Annotated in this window: 14 protein-coding genes; 13 read left to right on the plus strand and 1 reads right to left on the minus strand. The window is 69.7% G+C overall.

Annotation, left to right across the window (positions count from 1 at the left end):
* The first annotated feature begins 6 nt into the window (after positions 1–6).
* A complete protein-coding gene (locus tag OG698_RS33850) occupies positions 7–432 on the plus strand; it encodes a Rieske 2Fe-2S domain-containing protein (protein ID WP_406107529.1) in 426 nt (141 codons plus the stop codon).
* A 168-nt stretch (positions 433–600) separates the two neighbouring features.
* On the opposite strand, the gene OG698_RS33855 is transcribed toward OG698_RS33850, so the two are convergent.
* Complete coding sequence (locus tag OG698_RS33855) at positions 601–1,548, minus strand: hypothetical protein (protein WP_406107531.1); 948 nt, start codon at positions 1,546–1,548, stop codon at positions 601–603.
* A gap of 196 nt (positions 1,549–1,744) precedes the next feature.
* On the opposite strand from OG698_RS33855, the gene uvrC reads away from it, so the two are divergent.
* The 12 genes from uvrC (at position 1,745) to OG698_RS33915 (ending at position 16,748) form a co-directional block, all read left to right on the plus strand.
* Positions 1,745–3,784: an excinuclease ABC subunit UvrC gene (uvrC, locus tag OG698_RS33860; protein WP_399970297.1), complete on the plus strand. Its 2,040-nt coding sequence runs from the start codon at positions 1,745–1,747 to the stop codon at positions 3,782–3,784.
* Positions 3,781–4,773, plus strand: a complete 993-nt coding sequence (gene rapZ / locus OG698_RS33865; RefSeq protein ID WP_399970299.1) for an RNase adapter RapZ — start codon at positions 3,781–3,783, stop codon at positions 4,771–4,773. The genes uvrC and rapZ overlap by 4 nt, the downstream gene beginning before the upstream one ends.
* Positions 4,770–5,807, plus strand: a complete 1,038-nt coding sequence (yvcK, locus tag OG698_RS33870; RefSeq protein WP_406107534.1) for a uridine diphosphate-N-acetylglucosamine-binding protein YvcK — start codon at positions 4,770–4,772, stop codon at positions 5,805–5,807. The genes rapZ and yvcK overlap by 4 nt, the downstream gene beginning before the upstream one ends.
* On the plus strand, positions 5,798–6,787 hold the full coding sequence (whiA, locus tag OG698_RS33875) for a DNA-binding protein WhiA (RefSeq protein WP_100592386.1): 990 nt from the start codon (positions 5,798–5,800) through the stop codon (positions 6,785–6,787). Before yvcK ends, whiA begins: the two co-directional genes overlap by 10 nt.
* Positions 6,788–7,030: 243 nt before the next feature.
* Positions 7,031–9,991: a M14 family zinc carboxypeptidase gene (locus OG698_RS33880; RefSeq protein WP_406107536.1), complete on the plus strand. Its 2,961-nt coding sequence runs from the start codon at positions 7,031–7,033 to the stop codon at positions 9,989–9,991.
* A gap of 236 nt (positions 9,992–10,227) precedes the next feature.
* Positions 10,228–11,238: a type I glyceraldehyde-3-phosphate dehydrogenase gene (gene gap, locus OG698_RS33885; RefSeq protein ID WP_116502732.1), complete on the plus strand. Its 1,011-nt coding sequence runs from the start codon at positions 10,228–10,230 to the stop codon at positions 11,236–11,238.
* 107 nt (positions 11,239–11,345) lie between these two features.
* Positions 11,346–12,557 carry a phosphoglycerate kinase gene (locus tag OG698_RS33890; protein WP_406107539.1) on the plus strand — a complete coding sequence of 404 codons (1,212 nt, stop codon included), beginning with the start codon at positions 11,346–11,348 and terminating at the stop codon, positions 12,555–12,557.
* A gap of 6 nt (positions 12,558–12,563) precedes the next feature.
* The gene (gene tpiA / locus OG698_RS33895) at positions 12,564–13,340 is read left to right on the plus strand and encodes a triose-phosphate isomerase (protein ID WP_406107541.1); all 777 of its coding nucleotides are present in this window, start codon (positions 12,564–12,566) and stop codon (positions 13,338–13,340) included.
* Between the two features lie 264 nt (positions 13,341–13,604).
* Positions 13,605–13,835 carry a preprotein translocase subunit SecG gene (gene secG, locus OG698_RS33900; RefSeq protein ID WP_100592391.1) on the plus strand — a complete coding sequence of 77 codons (231 nt, stop codon included), beginning with the start codon at positions 13,605–13,607 and terminating at the stop codon, positions 13,833–13,835.
* A 204-nt stretch (positions 13,836–14,039) separates the two neighbouring features.
* Positions 14,040–14,375 carry an RNA polymerase-binding protein RbpA gene (locus tag OG698_RS33905; protein WP_003976875.1) on the plus strand — a complete coding sequence of 112 codons (336 nt, stop codon included), beginning with the start codon at positions 14,040–14,042 and terminating at the stop codon, positions 14,373–14,375.
* Between the two features lie 156 nt (positions 14,376–14,531).
* Positions 14,532–16,181, plus strand: a complete 1,650-nt coding sequence (pgi, locus tag OG698_RS33910; protein WP_406107543.1) for a glucose-6-phosphate isomerase — start codon at positions 14,532–14,534, stop codon at positions 16,179–16,181.
* A gap of 297 nt (positions 16,182–16,478) precedes the next feature.
* Positions 16,479–16,748, plus strand: coding sequence for a DUF2087 domain-containing protein (locus OG698_RS33915; protein ID WP_406111454.1), 270 nt, complete (start codon positions 16,479–16,481; stop codon positions 16,746–16,748).
* The last annotated feature ends 34 nt before the right edge of the window (positions 16,749–16,782 follow it).

The following is a 16,782-nucleotide window of genomic DNA, read 5'->3' on the forward strand; positions in this document are numbered from 1 at the left end:
GTCCGCATGCCCGGCACGCCGCCCGCCCGTCGAACCGTGTTGCGGGGTGCCGCCCTCGCCGGGACCGCGGGGCTCGGGATCGCCGCCTGCTCGACGGGCGGATCGGACGACGCCGCGGATACGGCGCCGACGGCCCCGGTCGACCTCGGCAAGGCCGACGAGGTGCCCGTGGGCGGCGTCAAGCTGTACCGGGACGAGAACGTGGTGGTCAGCCGTCCGGCGGCCGACAAATACGCCGCGTTCAGCACCATCTGCACGCACGCGGGGTGCCCCATCAGCATGCTGGAGGGCACCGAACTCACGTGCTCCTGCCACGGCAGCAAGTTCGACGCCGAGACCGGCAGGGTGCTGCACGACCCGGCGACGCAGCCGCTGGCGAAGGTGCCGGTCGTGGTGAAGAACGGCAAGATCGTCGCGGGCCCGGAAGCCTGACCGGACCCGGACCCGGACCCTGACCGGGACACGGACGCGGACGCGGAGCCAGACCCGGAGCCGGACCCGGCCCCGGAAGAGTCCGAGCCCCAGCCGATCAGCCCCAGAGCCCCCACCTGATCGGCCCCACCCTGCCGATCACTCCCAGTCCCCTCACTCCCAGACCTCTCACTCCCAGTCCCACCCGATCCCCAGGATCCCCGCCCGCACCTGCGGCTCCACCACATGGACGGCGCGGTGGCTCGCGCTGAGCGTCAGGTCCTGACGGCCGCCGCGCGGGGCCGCCGCCGAGGGCTGGGTGAAGCGGTGGCAGCGCACGGGCAGGACGCCCTCGGTGAATCTGACCTGGAGCGCGTACTGCCCGCCCGCGAAGCCGAAGCCGCGCAGATACTCCGATGAGGGGCCCGCCGTGCCGTCCTCGAAGCCGTAGCGGAAGAGAAACGTGTCGCCGGCCCGCAGCCGCGCGTCGAAGAGCAGCTCCGCCACGACGACGCCCGTCCCGCGGTGTCGGCGCACCCGCCCCGTACGGCAGTTCTCCAGGGCGCGCACCGAGATGTGATCGGTGCTGCATCCCGGGTCTCCGTGGTGGACGGCCACATAGCGGTCCACGCCGTCCTGGTGGGCGCGCACGATGTGCTGCGAGTCGAGGCTGAGGAGCTCGCGGCGCGCCCCGATCCGCACCCGCTCGTGGTGGCCGACCGTGTGCAGACCGCCGTCCGGGGGTGAGCCGAGCTCGGCGAGGAACTGTTCGAGGACGCCCGAGGCCTCGACGAGCGAGCGGTAGGAACGGGTCGAGGGGCGCTGGCGGGCCGCGTGTTCCTCCTCCTTGGCGAGCAGCCGGATCAGGGACTCGTCGGGCAGGTCCAGGATCTCCTCCAGGGCGCGCACGGCCCGCAGCGACTCGGTGCGCTGCGGGCGCCTCGCCCCCTGCTGCCAGTAGCTCAGACTGGTGACACCGACCGTGACGCCGCGCCGGGTCAGATGGTGCTGCACACGGTGCAGCGGCAGCCCGCGCGCGGTGATCGCGGCCCGCAGGGCGACATGGAAGGGCCCCGCCCGCAGGGCCGTCTCCAGCGCGGGCACGCCGGCGTCCGCGTGCTGTGTGCCGTACGACATCCAGGGCCCTCCCCCGTGCATCCTCACAACGGCCGTCCGGCCGGGGCGCGCGGCCCCAATTCACCCGGCATTGAAGCGTGTTGATCTGAACCGGACAAGACTCGCTGCGCAAACCGTCTCGCCGGGCGGGCGCCGGACCGCTCCGGGAAACGCGCGGGCAACCTCACTGTCGGTGGCCGCAAGTAGGGTGTCTGACATGGCCGACCCTTCCAGCTACCGCCCCCAGCCGGGACAGATCCCGGACTCCCCAGGGGTGTACAGGTTCCGTGACGAGCACCGTCGGGTGATCTACGTCGGGAAGGCGAAAAGCCTGCGCCAGCGCCTGGCCAACTACTTCCAGGACCTGGCGAACCTGCACCCCCGCACCCGCACCATGGTCACCACGGCCGCGTCCGTGGAGTGGACCGTGGTGTCCACGGAGGTCGAGGCGCTCCAGCTGGAGTACTCCTGGATCAAGGAGTACGACCCCCGGTTCAACGTCAAGTACCGCGACGACAAGAGCTATCCCTACCTCGCGGTGACGATGAACGAGGAGTTCCCGCGCGTGCAGGTCATGCGCGGCCAGAAGAAGAAGGGCGTGCGCTACTTCGGTCCCTACGGGCATGCCTGGGCCATCCGCGACACCGTCGACCTGCTGCTTCGTGTCTTCCCGGTCCGCACCTGCTCCGCCGGCGTCTTCAAGAACGCCGCCCGCACCGGCCGCCCCTGCCTCCTCGGCTACATCGGCAAGTGCTCGGCCCCCTGCGTGGGCCGCGTCTCGCCCGAGGAGCACCGCGAACTGGCGGAGGACTTCTGCGACTTCATGACCGGCCGCACCGGCACGTACATCCGCCGTCTCGAGAAGGACATGACGGATGCCGCCGAGGAGATGGAGTACGAGCGCGCCGCGCGCCTGCGTGACGACATAGAGGCGCTGCGCAAGGCGATGGAGAAGAGCGCCGTCGTCCTCGCCGATGCCACGGACGCCGACCTGATCGCCCTCGCCGAGGACGAGCTCGAGGCCGCCGTGCAGATCTTCCATGTGCGGGGCGGGCGCGTGCGCGGCCAGCGCGGCTGGGTCACGGACAAGGTCGAGGCGGTCACCAGCGGTGACCTCGTCGAGCACGCGCTCCAGCAGCTGTACGGCGAGGAGCGCGGGGACGCCGTGCCCAAGGAGGTCCTCGTGCCCGCGCTGCCCGAGCCCCTGGAACCCGTACAGGAGTGGCTCACCACGCGCCGCGGGTCGAACGTGTCGCTGAGGATCCCGCAGCGCGGCGACAAAAAGGCCCTCATGGAGACGGTCCACAGGAACGCGCAGCAGGCGCTCGCGCTCCACAAGACCAAGCGCGCCTCCGACCTCACCACGCGCTCGCGCGCCCTGGAGGAGATCGCCGGGGCTCTCGAGCTGGACAGCGCCCCGCTGCGCATCGAGTGCTACGACATCTCCCACCTCCAGGGCGACGACGTCGTGGCCTCGATGGTCGTCTTCGAGGACGGACTGGCCAGGAAGAGCGAGTACCGGCGCTTCCAGATCAAGGGCTTCGAGGGGCAGGACGACGTCCGCTCCATGCACGAGGTGATCACGCGCCGCTTCAAGCGCTATCTGGCGGCGCAGGAGAAGTCGGGGGAGTGGTCCGACGCCGAGCTGACGGACGAGGACGGCCCGCTCGAGTCCCGTCTCACCGAGGACGACGGTCGCCCCAAGCGGTTCGCCTACCCGCCCCAGCTGGTCGTCGTCGACGGCGGGCAGCCGCAGGTCGCGGCGGCCAAGCGGGCGCTGGACGAGCTGGGCATCGACGACATCGCGGTATGCGGCCTGGCCAAGCGCCTCGAAGAGGTCTGGGTGCCCGACGAGGACGACCCGGTGATCCTTCCGCGCACCAGCGAGGGCCTCTATCTTCTCCAGCGCGTGCGTGACGAGGCGCACCGCTTCGCGATCACGTACCAGCGCGCCAAGCGGGCCAAGCGCTTCCGGGCCGGGCCGCTCGACGAGGTGCCCGGTCTCGGGGACGCGCGCAAGCAGTCCCTGATCAAGCACTTCGGTTCGGTGAAGCGCCTGCGATCGGCCACAATCGATCAGATCTGCGAGGTTCCCGGCATAGGCCGCAAGACGGCAGAGACGATCGTGGCGGCCTTCGCGAGCGCGGAGCCCGCCGCACCGGCCGTGAACACGGCCACAGGAGAGATCATTGAAGACGAGGACCCCACGGCCACGGCCGTGGCCACCTCGGAAGGACGACGGGGGCAGGAGCCATGAACGAGAACGAGCAGGGCGAACAGGCACCACAGTCGGCCCCCGATGACCCGGCGGGCCAGGCGGCGGAGACAGACGGAGCACAGGTGAGTACGGGTACGACGAGCGAGACCCCCGGGGCGGCCGAAGCGGCGATCCCCGAGCTGGTGATCATCTCCGGGATGTCCGGCGCCGGGCGTTCCACGGCCGCCAAGTGTCTGGAGGACCTCGGCTGGTTCGTCGTCGACAACCTGCCGCCCGCGCTGATCCCCACGATGGTCGAGCTCGGCGCCCGCTCCCAGGGCAATGTCGCCCGGATCGCCGTCGTCGTCGACGTGCGCGGCCGCCGCTTCTTCGACGACCTCCACCAGTCCCTCGCCGACCTGGAGTCCCGCCAGGTCACCCGGCGCATCGTGTTCCTGGAGTCCTCCGACGAGGCCCTGGTGCGCCGCTTCGAGTCGGTGCGCCGCCCGCACCCCCTCCAGGGCGACGGCCGCATCGTCGACGGGATCGCGGCCGAGCGCACGCTCCTGCGCGAGCTGCGCGGCGACGCCGACCTGGTCATCGACACCTCCAGCCTGAACGTGCACGAGCTGCGCGCCAAGATGGACGCCCAGTTCGCCGGCGACGAGGAGCCCGAGCTGCGGGCCACGGTCATGTCGTTCGGCTTCAAGTACGGCCTGCCCGTCGACGCCGACCTGGTCGTCGACATGCGCTTCCTGCCGAACCCGCACTGGGTCCCCGAGCTGCGCCCCTTCACCGGCCTGAACGAAGAGGTGGCGAACTACGTCTTCGGCCAGCCCGGCGCCAAGGAGTTCCTGGACCGGTACACCGAGCTGCTCCAGCTCATCGCCGCCGGATACCGCCGCGAGGGCAAGCGGTACGTGACGATCGCGGTCGGCTGCACCGGAGGCAAGCACCGCTCCGTCGCGATGTCGGAGAAGCTCGCCGCGCGCATCGCGGCGGAAGGCGTGGAGACCGTGGTCGTCCACCGGGACATGGGCCGCGAATGACCGGTCGCACACTCCGGCTCGGCAGCAGGCTCCGCCGGGTCACCCCTCCCACGAGCCGCCGGCGCGGCGGCCAGCCCAAGGTCGTCGCCCTCGGCGGCGGCATGGGCCTGTCCGCGTCACTGGCGGCCCTGCGGCGCATCACCGGCGACCTCACCGCCGTGGTGACCGTCGCCGACGACGGCGGCTCCAGCGGCCGCCTCCGCGACGAGCTGGGCGTCCTGCCGCCCGGCGACCTGCGCAAGGCCCTCGCGGCCCTGTGCGGCGACGACGACTGGGGCCAGACCTGGGCCCGCGTCATCCAGCACCGTTTCCAGTCCCAGGGCGACCTGCACGAGCACGCCGTCGGCAATCTGCTCATCGTCGCTCTGTGGGAGCAGCTCGGCGACCATGTGCAGGCCCTCGACCTGGTCGGCAAGCTGCTGGGTGCGCAGGGGCGTGTACTGCCCATGTCCGCGGTGCCGCTGGAGCTCCAGGCCCTGGTCAAGGGGCACGACCCGGCCCGCCCCGATGACATCGACACGGTGCGCGGCCAGGCCACGGTGGCGCTCACCCCCGGCGAGGTGCAGTCCGTGCACCTCGTGCCGCACGACCCGCCGGCCGTCCCCGAGGCGGTCGCCGCGGTGCTCGACGCCGACTGGGTGGTGCTCGGCCCCGGCTCCTGGTTCTCCTCCGTCATCCCGCATCTGTTGGTCCCCGAGCTGCTCGACGCGCTGATGGCGACGAAGGCCCGCAGGGTCCTCTCGCTGAACCTCGCGCCGCAGCCCGGAGAAACCGAGGGGTTCTCACCGCAGCGTCATTTGGAGGTTTTGGGACGACACGCCCCTAAACTCGCCCTGGACGTGGTGCTGGCCGACGAGGCCGCCGTGCCCGACCGCGAGTCCCTGACCGACGCCGCCAAGGAGGGCTTCGGCGCTGCGGTCGAGCTGGCGCCTGTGGCCAGGCCCGACGGGACTCCGAGGCACGATCCGGAGCTGTTGGCCGCCGCGTACGACCGTATTTTTCGGATGCATGGAAGGATCGGCCCATGGCGATGACGGCAGCGGTGAAGGACGAGATTTCCCGGCTTCCCGTCACCCGGACCTGCTGCAGAAAGGCAGAGGTCTCGGCCATCCTGCGCTTCGCGGGCGGGCTCCACCTGGTGAGCGGCCGCATCGTGATCGAGGCGGAGCTGGACACCGCGATGGCGGCACGACGGCTGAAGCGGGACATCCTCGAGATCTTCGGGCACAGCTCGGAACTGATCGTGATGGCGCCCGGCGGACTGCGCCGGGGCTCGCGCTTCGTCGTACGGGTCGTGGCCGGCGGTGACCAGCTGGCGCGCCAGACCGGTCTCGTCGACGGCCGCGGCCGCCCGATCCGGGGTCTCCCGCCGCAGGTGGTCTCGGGGGCCACCTGCGACGCCGAGGCCGCCTGGCGCGGGGCCTTCCTGGCGCACGGCTCGCTCACCGAGCCCGGGCGCTCCTCCTCCCTTGAGGTGACCTGCCCCGGCCCGGAGGCCGCGCTGGCCCTGGTCGGGGCCGCACGCCGCCTCCAGATCGCGGGCAAGGCCCGTGAGGTACGGGGTGTGGACCGTGTCGTCGTACGGGACGGGGACGCCATCGGCGCCCTGCTCACCCGCATGGGGGCGCACGAGTCGGTGCTCGCCTGGGAGGAGCGGCGGATGCGGCGCGAGGTCCGCGCCACCGCCAACCGCCTGGCCAACTTCGACGACGCGAACCTGCGCCGCTCGGCGCGCGCCGCCGTCGCGGCCGGGGCCCGCGTGCAGCGCGCCCTGGAGATCCTCGCCGACGAGGTGCCTGAGCACCTCGCGGCCGCCGGCCGGCTGCGCATGGAGCACAAGCAGGCCTCCCTGGAGGAGCTGGGTGCGCTCGCCGACCCGCCGCTGACGAAGGACGCCGTCGCGGGCCGCATCCGCCGCCTGCTCGCGATGGCCGACAAGCGGGCCCAGGACATGGGCATCCCGGGCACGGAGTCGAACATCAGCGAGGAGATGGCCGACAACCTCGCCGGCTGACCCCCGAGCGGAATGCCTCACGCCGGTGCCTGCGCCCTGCCGGGGCCCGGGCACCGGCGTTTTCGCTGCCCATGGGGACCGTGCAAGGCGTGAGGGGCCCCCTTTGACGCGCCCTTGACTTGACCATGAACTGTCATGAGTCTGGCGTCTGTTCGCTTCTGCGGTGAACAGCCGCTTCTGCGGTTCACCACAGCTTCTGCGGTACTCACCTGCTTCTGCGGTACACAACTGCAAGGGGGGCTCATGAGACGAAGAGCGAGATCGATCCTCGCGGCCACGGCACTCGTACTGGGCGGACTGGGAAGCGCGGGACTGACGCCCGTCGCCCAGGCGGAGAGCGGCGGTGCACCCCGGTCGGACTCCGATCCGGTCAAGGTGTTCCGCGCCGAGGTCACGAAGGAGCAGGTACCCCTGCTCCTCGCGGCCGGACAGGACGGACACGAACTCGGCGAGCAGGCCCCCGAGAAGGGGAAGGCCGAGGTCGAGGTCTACCTCACCGACAAGCAGGCCGAGCAGCTGGAGAGGAAGGGCGTCGAGCTCACCGAGCACACGCTCTCCGCCAAGGCGCGAGCGCGCGTGGCGGCCGCGGGCGACGGCGTGTTCCGCCCCTACAGCGGCAAGGGCAATCTCCAGGAGGAGATCGTCAGGACGGGCCAGGCGCACCCCGGCCTCACCAAGGTCGTCTCCATCGGCAAGACGCTCCAGGGCCAGGACATCCTCGCGCTCAAGCTCACCAAGGGCGCCCGTACGACGAGGGACGGCGCCAAGCCGTCCGTGCTCTACATGTCCAACCAGCACGCCCGCGAGTGGATCACCCCCGAGATGACCCGCCGCCTGATGCACTACTACTTGGACAACTACTCCAAGGACAAGCGCATCAAGAAGATCGTCGACTCCACCGAGATGTGGTTCGTCCTGTCCGCCAACCCCGACGGATACGACTGGACGTTCAACCCCGACGGCGACCGCCAGTGGCGCAAGAACATGCGGGACGTGAACGGCGACGGCGCGATCACCACGGGCGACGGCGTCGACCTCAACCGCAACTTCGCCTACAAGTGGGGCTACGACGACGAGGGTTCGTCCCCGAGCCCCGCAAGCGAGACCTACCGCGGCGCGAGCCCCGGCTCCGAGCCCGAGACGAAGGCCCTCGACGCCTTCGAGAAGCGCATCGACTTCCGGTACGCCATCAACTACCACTCCGCGGCCCAGCTGCTGCTCTACGGAGTGGGCTGGCAGGTGGCCACCCCGACACCGGACGACGTGCTCTACAAGGCGCTCGCCGGGACCCCCGAGAACTCCGCGATCCCCGGCTACCACCCGCAGGTCTCCTCCGAGCTGTACACCACCAACGGCGAGGCCGACGGGCACGCGGGCAACGTCAACGGCATCGGGATGTTCACGCCGGAGATGAGCGAGTGTCAGACCGCGTCGGCCGTCGACCCGGACGACCAGTGGCGCCCCGAGGACTGCGAGTCGGTCTTCACCTTCCCGGACGACGAGAAACTCATCCAGCAGGAGTTCGCCAAGAACATCCCCTTCGCGCTCTCCGTGGCCGAGACCGCGGCGCACCCCGATCAGCCGTCCTCCTCGGTCGGCCTCGACGCCCCCGACTTCACCCCGGCCGCCTTCAGCACCTCGTACGCGCGCGGCGCCGACCAGGAAGTCTCCGTGACCGCCCGCAAGTCGGTGCGCGACAAGGAGCTCAATTACCGTGTCGACGGCGGCCGTACGCACGACGAGGACCTGCGCGCCTGGAAGGGCGGCGAGACCTACGGCGGCGAGGACAACCTCCACTTCGACGCGTACCGCGCGAGGATCGAGGACGCGGACCCGGGCGACAAGGTCGAGGTCTGGTTCACCGGACGCACCAAGTCCGGGAAGCGCACCTCCAGCGACCACTTCACGTACACCGTGGCCGAGCGCCCCAGGGCCGACACCCTCGTCGTCGCCGAGAACGACGCCACAGGCCAGCAGAGCAAGGCGTACGTGGACGCGCTGAAGGCGAACGGCCGCACCCCGCTCGTGTGGAACGTCGCCACGCAGGGCGCCCCGGACGCACTCGCGGTGCTCGACCACTTCAGGACCGTCGTCCACTACACGGGCGCCGACCGCCCGGGTCTCACCACCCAGCTCGCCCTGCGCGACTACCTCAACGAGGGCGGCAAGCTGATCGAGGCCGGTGAGCAGGCGGGCGGCTCCGTCAACATCGGCGACACCACCACCAACGACTTCAGCCAGTACTACCTGGGCGCGTACTCGCGTACGTCGACACCCGGCGCCTCGAAGTTCGCCGGATCCGGCGTGCTGACCGGCGCTGCCGCGGGCCTCGGCGACGCTCCCGGCAACCCGCTGAACATCGCCGCGACCTACCAGGCCACCTCCGACGTGCTGTCCAAGGCCGACTACCCGCAGTTCACGAGCGCGGGCGCCGGTGCGTACGCGGGCACCCCCAACCCGTACAGCCCCTACGAGGGCAGCTCCATGGCCGCCGCCGTGCACACGGACGACGGGTGGAAGCGCCTGACCCGCACCATCGACCTCACCGGGGTCTCCGCCGCGGACAAGCCGGCCCTGAAGTTCCAGCTCCTGTGGGACACCGAGCCCGGCTACGACCACGCGGTGCTGGAGGCGCACACGGCGGGCGCCGAGGACTGGACGACGCTGCCCGAGGCCGGCGGCGCCACGACGAACGCCGTCCCCGCCGAGTGCGAAGCCGGATTCCTGATCAAGGAGCACCCGGCCCTCAAGCGCTATCTGACGCCCGGCAGCGCGGGCTGCACGGCCACCGGCACCTCCGGCTCCTGGAACAGTCTCACGGGCGCCTCGGACGGCTGGAAGCCGGTGACCTTCGACCTGAGCGCCTACGCCGGAAAGACGGTCGAGGTCTCGCTCAGCTACATCACCGACCCCGGCAGCGGCGGCCACGGCGTCCTCGCCGACAACGCGTCCGTCGTGACCGGCGGCGCCGCGAAGGAGACCGAGGGCTTCGAGTCGTCGTTCGGTGCCTGGAAGGTCGCGGGCCCGCCCCCGGGCAGCCCCGTCGTCACCAAGGACTGGGCCCGGGCGGGTGAACTGTTCAAGACATATGGAGCCGTCAGCACAAGGGACACCGTGCTCCTCGGATTCGGTCTCGAACACGTCGCCACGGCGGCCGAGCGCAGCGTGCTCGTGGGGAAGGCGCTGGCCTCTCTGAGGAGCTGAGAAAGGCCGGTCCGAAAAGCGGACAAAATACCCCGCTCACTTTTCGCGAAAAGCGCCAGATGAGCGGGAATCCCGGCGGTCCGAGCCCCTACTGGGCGGTACGGGCCGCCGGGCCGCACAAGGGCCCACTCAATGTCACCCGGAGGGCTTCGGAGAGGTAGGGTCGGAGGCGGTCGGGGACATCCCATACAACTCGCCGGCGTCTAAAACCGGCGTACCAACGAGGAGATCGGTTCGTGACGATCCGCGTAGGCATCAACGGCTTTGGCCGCATCGGGCGTAACTACTTCCGCGCGCTGCTTGAGCAGGGTGCAGACATCGAGATCGTGGCTGTCAACGACCTTGGTGACACCGCGACCACCGCACACCTTCTGAAGTACGACACCATCCTCGGCCGCCTGAAGGCCGAGGTCACGCACACCGTCGACACGATCACCGTGGACGGCCACAGCATCAAGGTCCTTTCCGAGCGCAACCCCGCGGACATCCCGTGGGGCGAGCTGGGTGTCGACATCGTCATCGAGTCGACCGGCATCTTCACGAAGAAGGCCGACGCCGAGAAGCACATCGCCGGCGGCGCCAAGAAGGTCCTCATCTCGGCTCCGGCCAAGGACGAGGACATCACCATCGTGATGGGCGTCAACCAGGACCAGTACAACCCGGCGACGGACCACGTCATTTCGAACGCGTCCTGCACCACCAACTGTGTGGCGCCGATGGCCAAGGTTCTCGACGAGAACTTCGGCATCGTCAAGGGCCTGATGACCACGGTCCACGCGTACACGAACGACCAGCGCATCCTGGACTTCCCGCACTCGGACCTGCGCCGCGCCCGTGCCGCCGCCGAGAACATCATTCCGACCACCACCGGTGCCGCCAAGGCGACCGCCCTGGTCCTCCCGCAGCTCAAGGGCAAGCTCGACGGCATCGCGATGCGGGTCCCGGTCCCGACGGGCTCGGCCACCGACCTGGTCGTCACCCTGGCGCGCGAGACCACCAAGGACGAGGTCAACGCCGCGTTCAAGAAGGCCTCCGAGGACGGCGACCTCAAGGGCTACCTGTCCTACACCGAGGACCCGATCGTCTCCTCCGACATCGTCGGCGACCCGGCGTCCTGCACCTTCGACTCCTCCCTGACCATGGTCCAGGAAGGCAACTCGGTGAAGATCCTCGGCTGGTACGACAACGAGTGGGGCTACTCCAACCGTCTCGTCGACCTCACGGTCTTCGTCGGCGGCCAGCTCTAAATCCAGAGCAGGCATCTCGATGTGAGCACAGGGTCCGGACCGCGCAACGACGCGCCGTCCGGGCCCTGTTGTGCGTCAGCCCACCCAAGAAGTCCAGGAGTCCAGCCATGAAGACGATCGACGAACTTCTCGCCGAAGGGGTCGAGGGCAAGCGGGTCTTCGTCCGCGCCGACCTCAACGTGCCTCTCGCCGACGGCCAGATCACCGACGACGGCCGCATCCGCGCCGTCCTGCCCACCGTCAAGGCCCTGGCCGACGCGGGCGCCAAGGTGATCGTCGCCTCCCACCTGGGCCGCCCCAAGGGAGCCCCGGACCCGGCGTTCTCGCTGCTGCCGGCCGCCGAGCGCCTCGCCGAGCTCCTCGGCAAGCCGGTCGCCTTCGCCCAGGACACCGTCGGTCCCGCCGCCCACGACGCGGTGGACGGTCTGGAGCCCGGCCAGGTCGCCGTCATCGAGAACCTCCGCTTCAACGCCGGCGAGACGTCGAAGGACGACACCGAGCGCGGCGAGTTCGCCGACCGGCTCGCAGCCCTCGCCGACGTCTACGTGGGCGACGGCTTCGGCGCCGTGCACCGCAAGCACGCCTCCGTGTACGACCTGCCGGCCCGCCTGCCGCACTACGCCGGCTACCTCATCGCCACCGAGGTCGGCGTCCTGAAGAAGCTCACCGACGAGGTCAAGCGGCCGTACGTCGTCGCGCTCGGCGGGGCCAAGGTCTCCGACAAGCTCGCCGTCATCGACCAGCTGCTCGGCAAGGCCGACCGCCTGCTCATCGGCGGCGGCATGGCCTACACCTTCCTCAAGGCCCAGGGCCACGAGGTCGGCATCTCCCTCCTCCAGGAGGACCAGATCCCGGCCGTCAAGGAGTACATCAAGCGCGCCGAGGACAACGGCGTCGAGCTGGTTCTCCCCGTGGACGTCCTGGTTTCGCCGGAGTTCCCCGACCTCAAGACCAAGGCCCCGGCCAACCCCACCACCGTCGCCGCGGATGCCATCCCGGCCGACCAGGAGGGTCTCGACATCGGTCCGGAGACCCGCAAGCTGTACGCATCGAAGCTCGCCGACGCCGGGACCGTCTTCTGGAACGGCCCGATGGGCGTCTTCGAGCACCCCGACTACGCCGAGGGCACCAAGGCCGTCGCCCAGGCGCTCCTCGACTCCCCGGCCTTCACGGTCGTCGGCGGTGGCGACTCAGCCGCGGCCGTCCGGCTCCTCGGCTTCGACGAGAATGCATTCGGCCACATCTCGACCGGCGGCGGCGCCTCCCTCGAATACCTTGAGGGCAAGACGCTCCCCGGCCTTGCCGCACTGGAGGACTGAACCTCAATGACCACCCGCACGCCGCTGATGGCGGGCAACTGGAAGATGAACCTCAACCACCTCGAGGCCATCGCCCACGTCCAGAAGCTCGCCTTCGCGCTGTCCGACAAGGACTACGACGCCGTCGAGGTCGCGGTTCTGCCGCCCTTCACCGACCTGCGCTCCGTACAGACCCTGGTCGACGGCGACAAGCTCAAGATCAAGTACGGCGCCCAGGACATCTCGGCCCACGACTCCGGCGCCTACACCGGCGAGATCTCGGGCCCGATGCTCGCCAAGCTCAAGTGCACGTTCGTGGCGGTAGGCCACTCCGAGCGCCGCCAGTACCACAACGAGACCGATGAAGTCTGCAACGCCAAGGTGAAGGCCGCCTTCAAGCACGGCCTGACCCCGATCCTCTGCGTCGGCGAGGAGCTCCACGTCCGCGAGGCGGGCGACCACGTCGCCCACACGCTGTCGCAGGTCGAGGGCGGCCTCAAGGACATCCCGGCCGAGCAGGCCGAGACCATCGTGGTCGCGTACGAGCCGGTCTGGGCGATCGGCACCGGCAAGGTCTGCGGCGCCGACGAGGCCCAGGAGGTCTGCGGGGCGATCCGCGGCAAGCTCGCCGAGCTGTACTCCCAGGAGCTGGCCGACAAGGTCCGCATCCAGTACGGCGGCTCGGTGAAGTCCGGGAACGTCGCGGAGATCATGTCGAAGCCCGACGTCGACGGCGCCCTCGTCGGCGGCGCGGCGCTCGACGCCGAGGAGTTCGTCAAGATCATCCGCTTCCGCGACCAGTGAGCCGCAGGGGTGCGTCGCTGTCGAGAGGGCGAGCGCTCGGAGGCCCGAAGGGTTGAGCGCGTTCGGCCACTCGACACCGACACAGAGCGCCCCCGAGGCGAACGAACAGGTTGCGAGTATGCGGTAGCGGCGTTACGTCGTACCCTTGCGGGGGCCGGGTGGCTTTCCACCGGGCCCCCGCAGCACGTATGAGTCGCAGTCCGGATTCATCGCAGTACCTATCAGTCCGAGAGAATTGCCAGGAAGTAGGGACCAGCCGTGGTTATGGGGTTCTCGATCGCCCTGATCGTCTTCAGCCTGCTGCTGATGCTCCTTGTGCTCATGCACAAGGGAAAGGGTGGCGGTCTCTCCGACATGTTCGGTGGCGGCATGCAGTCGTCCGTCGGCGGCTCGTCGGTCGCCGAGCGCAACCTGGACCGCATCACCATCGTGCTCGGTCTGCTGTGGTTCGCGTGCATTGTCGTGCTCGGCCTGCTCATGAAGGTCAACAACTGACGCCGTCGCACCTGCACATCGCGCACATAAGGCCCCATGTTCGGTACGCGCCCTCCGGCGCGGCCTATCATGGGGCTTGCGTCTAGGGGCGGGGATGTAACTCCAATCACTGGACGCGCGTTGGGCCTTACGTAGACTGAGGCGCCCGCGGCGGAGCGAGACGCCGACACGCTTCGCGGCACCATCACGCAGGGAGTTACGACCGTGGCAAGTGGCAACGCGATCCGAGGAAGTCGGGTCGGGGCGGGGCCGATGGGCGAGGCCGAGCGCGGCGAGTCCGCGCCGCGTCTGCGCATCTCCTTCTGGTGCTCCAACGGGCACGAGACGCAGCCGAGCTTCGCCTCCGACGCGCAGGTGCCGGAGACTTGGGACTGTCCGCGCTGCGGCTTCCCTGCTGGGCAGGACCGGGACAACCCGCCGGACCCGCCGCGCACCGAGCCCTACAAGACGCACCTCGCCTACGTGCGCGAGCGGCGCAGCGACGCGGACGGCGAGGCGATCCTCGCGGAGGCGCTCGCCAAACTGCGGGGCGAGATCTAGGACTTGAGCACCGGCCGGACACACCCAAGTGTCCGGCCGGACTCGTTCGGCCGTAGCGGTCCGGACAGATGCCGTATACCGGGCCCTGATCAATTAGGTTGGTCAAGCAGCGGGGCAAGGTACGTACGCGGGTACGAGAGAAGGCTGAAGTCCGAGATGAACGCAGAAAGCCGTAGGCTCAATCAGATGCCCGAGTGGACGGCGCTCGCCAAGCACCGGGAAGAACTCGGGGACGTGCAGCTGCGTGAGCTGTTCGCCGCCGATCCGGCGCGCGGCTCCGACTACACGCTCCAGGTCGGCGATCTGCACGTCGACTACTCCAAGCACCTGGTCACGGACGAGACGCTGCGCCTGCTGCGCGAGCTCGCCGCGGCGACCGATGTCTTCGGGCTGCGGGACGCCATGTTCCGCGGCGAGAAGATCAATACGACCGAGGACCGGGCCGTCCTGCACACGGCGCTGCGGGCCCCACGCGATGCGGTGATCGAGGTCGACGGCGTCGATGTCGTCCCGCAGGTGCACGCCGTGCTGGACAAGATGGCCGCCTTCGCGGACAGGGTCCGTTCGGGCGAATGGACGGGCCACACCGGCAAGCGCATCAAGAACGTCGTGAACATCGGCATCGGCGGCTCCGACCTCGGTCCGGCGATGGCGTACGAGGTCCTGCGGTCCTTCACCGACCGGGACCTGACGGTCCGTTTTGTGTCGAACGTGGACGGTGCGGACCTGCACGAGGCCGTCCGCGACCTCGACCCGGCCGAGACCCTGTTCATCATCGCGTCGAAGACGTTCACGACGATCGAGACGATCACCAACGCGACCTCCGCGCGCAACTGGCTCCTCACCGGTCTGAGGGCCGGCCAGGAGGCTGTGGCCAAGCACTTCGTGGCCCTGTCGACGAACGCCGAGAAGGTCTCCGACTTCGGCATCGACACGGCCAACATGTTCGAGTTCTGGGACTGGGTAGGCGGCCGCTACTCGTACGACTCCGCCATCGGCCTCTCGCTGATGATCGCGATCGGCCCGGACGCCTTCCGCGAGATGCTCGACGGGTTCCACCTCGTCGACGAGCACTTCCGCACCGCCCCCGCCGAGTCCAACGTTCCCCTTCTGATGGGCCTTCTGGGCATCTGGTACGGCAACTTCCACGACGCGCAGTCGCACGCGGTGCTCCCGTACTCGCACTACCTCTCCAGGTTCACGGCGTATCTCCAGCAGCTCGACATGGAGTCGAACGGCAAGTCGGTGACGCGGGACGGCACGGAGGTCGACTGGCAGACGGGCCCCGTCGTCTGGGGCACCCCCGGCACCAACGGGCAGCACGCCTACTACCAACTGATCCACCAGGGAACGAAGTTGATCCCGGCGGACTTCATCGGATTCGCCGAGCCCGTGGCGGACCTGCTGCCGGGACTCGTCGCGCAGCACGACCTGCTGATGGCCAACTTCTTCGCGCAGACGCAGGCCCTCGCCTTCGGCAAGACCCCGGCCGAGGTCCGCGCCGAGGGGGTGCCCGAGGAGCTCGTGCCGCACAAGACGTTCCGGGGCAACCACCCGACGACGACGCTCCTGGCGAAGCGGCTCACCCCGTTCGTCCTCGGCCAGCTCATCGCGCTCTACGAGCACAAGGTGTTCGTCCAGGGCGCCGTCTGGAACATCGACTCCTTCGACCAGTGGGGCGTCGAGCTCGGCAAGGTCCTCGCCAAGCGCATCGAGCCCGCCCTCACGGAGGGCGCCGACGTGCCGGGACTCGACCCGTCCACCAAGGCGCTGGTGGCCAAGTACCGCGAACTGCGCGGCCGTTAGATCGCTGGGCGGCGCATCTAATTGGGATGCGCCGCCGTCTGTGGCGGGTGACACTGCTCCGGTCGCGTCACCTGCCGGGAGGACCTCATGGACCAGCTCATGTCCGCGCTCGCCGACCCCGAACGACTGAAGCTCTACGCGCGGATCGTGCTGGACGAGCTGGCGCCCCGCGACGAGGACTCCCCGGCCGTCCGCAAGCACCTGGGGCGCCTCGTCTCCACCGGGCTCGTCGAGCGACGGCCGGACGGAACGCTGCGCGCGGACCCCTCCGTGTTCCGCCGCGAGCGCCCGGCGGAGATCCATCCCGCCGTGCCGCGCCGCCTCACGGGGTTCTTCGCGCGTGGACGCCTCACCTCGATCCCGGTCCGCGCCACCGTGCGCCACGAACTCCTCGTCCACCTCACGGGCACGCTCTTCGAAACCGAGCGCACCTACACCGAGGGTGAGGTCAACGACGCGTTCCGCACCGTCCACGAGGACACCTCGGCGCTGCGCAGATACTGCGTGAACGACGGGCTGCTCGTACGGGAGCGCGACGGCAGCAGCTATCACAGGGCGCACGCGTAGGGGCCCCGCACCGGCCAACTTCGGTGCGGGGCCC

The organism is Streptomyces sp. NBC_01003 (genome assembly GCF_045162695.1).
Classification (GTDB): domain Bacteria; phylum Actinomycetota; class Actinomycetes; order Streptomycetales; family Streptomycetaceae; genus Streptomyces.

Bases quoted from the DNA above. Each gene is read 5' to 3' on its own strand.
- OG698_RS33850 (WP_406107529.1), top strand. From the start codon at position 7: ATGCCCGGCACGCCGCCCGCCCGTCGAACCGTGTTGCGGGGTGCCGCC.
- OG698_RS33855 (WP_406107531.1), bottom strand. From the start codon at position 1,548: ATGTCGTACGGCACACAGCACGCGGACGCCGGCGTGCCCGCGCTGGAG.
- uvrC (WP_399970297.1), top strand. From the start codon at position 1,745: ATGGCCGACCCTTCCAGCTACCGCCCCCAGCCGGGACAGATCCCGGAC.
- rapZ (WP_399970299.1), top strand. From the start codon at position 3,781: ATGAACGAGAACGAGCAGGGCGAACAGGCACCACAGTCGGCCCCCGAT.
- yvcK (WP_406107534.1), top strand. From the start codon at position 4,770: ATGACCGGTCGCACACTCCGGCTCGGCAGCAGGCTCCGCCGGGTCACC.
- whiA (WP_100592386.1), top strand. From the start codon at position 5,798: ATGGCGATGACGGCAGCGGTGAAGGACGAGATTTCCCGGCTTCCCGTC.
- OG698_RS33880 (WP_406107536.1), top strand. From the start codon at position 7,031: ATGAGACGAAGAGCGAGATCGATCCTCGCGGCCACGGCACTCGTACTG.
- OG698_RS33890 (WP_406107539.1), top strand. From the start codon at position 11,346: ATGAAGACGATCGACGAACTTCTCGCCGAAGGGGTCGAGGGCAAGCGG.
- tpiA (WP_406107541.1), top strand. From the start codon at position 12,564: ATGACCACCCGCACGCCGCTGATGGCGGGCAACTGGAAGATGAACCTC.
- secG (WP_100592391.1), top strand. From the start codon at position 13,605: ATGGGGTTCTCGATCGCCCTGATCGTCTTCAGCCTGCTGCTGATGCTC.
- pgi (WP_406107543.1), top strand. From the start codon at position 14,532: ATGAACGCAGAAAGCCGTAGGCTCAATCAGATGCCCGAGTGGACGGCG.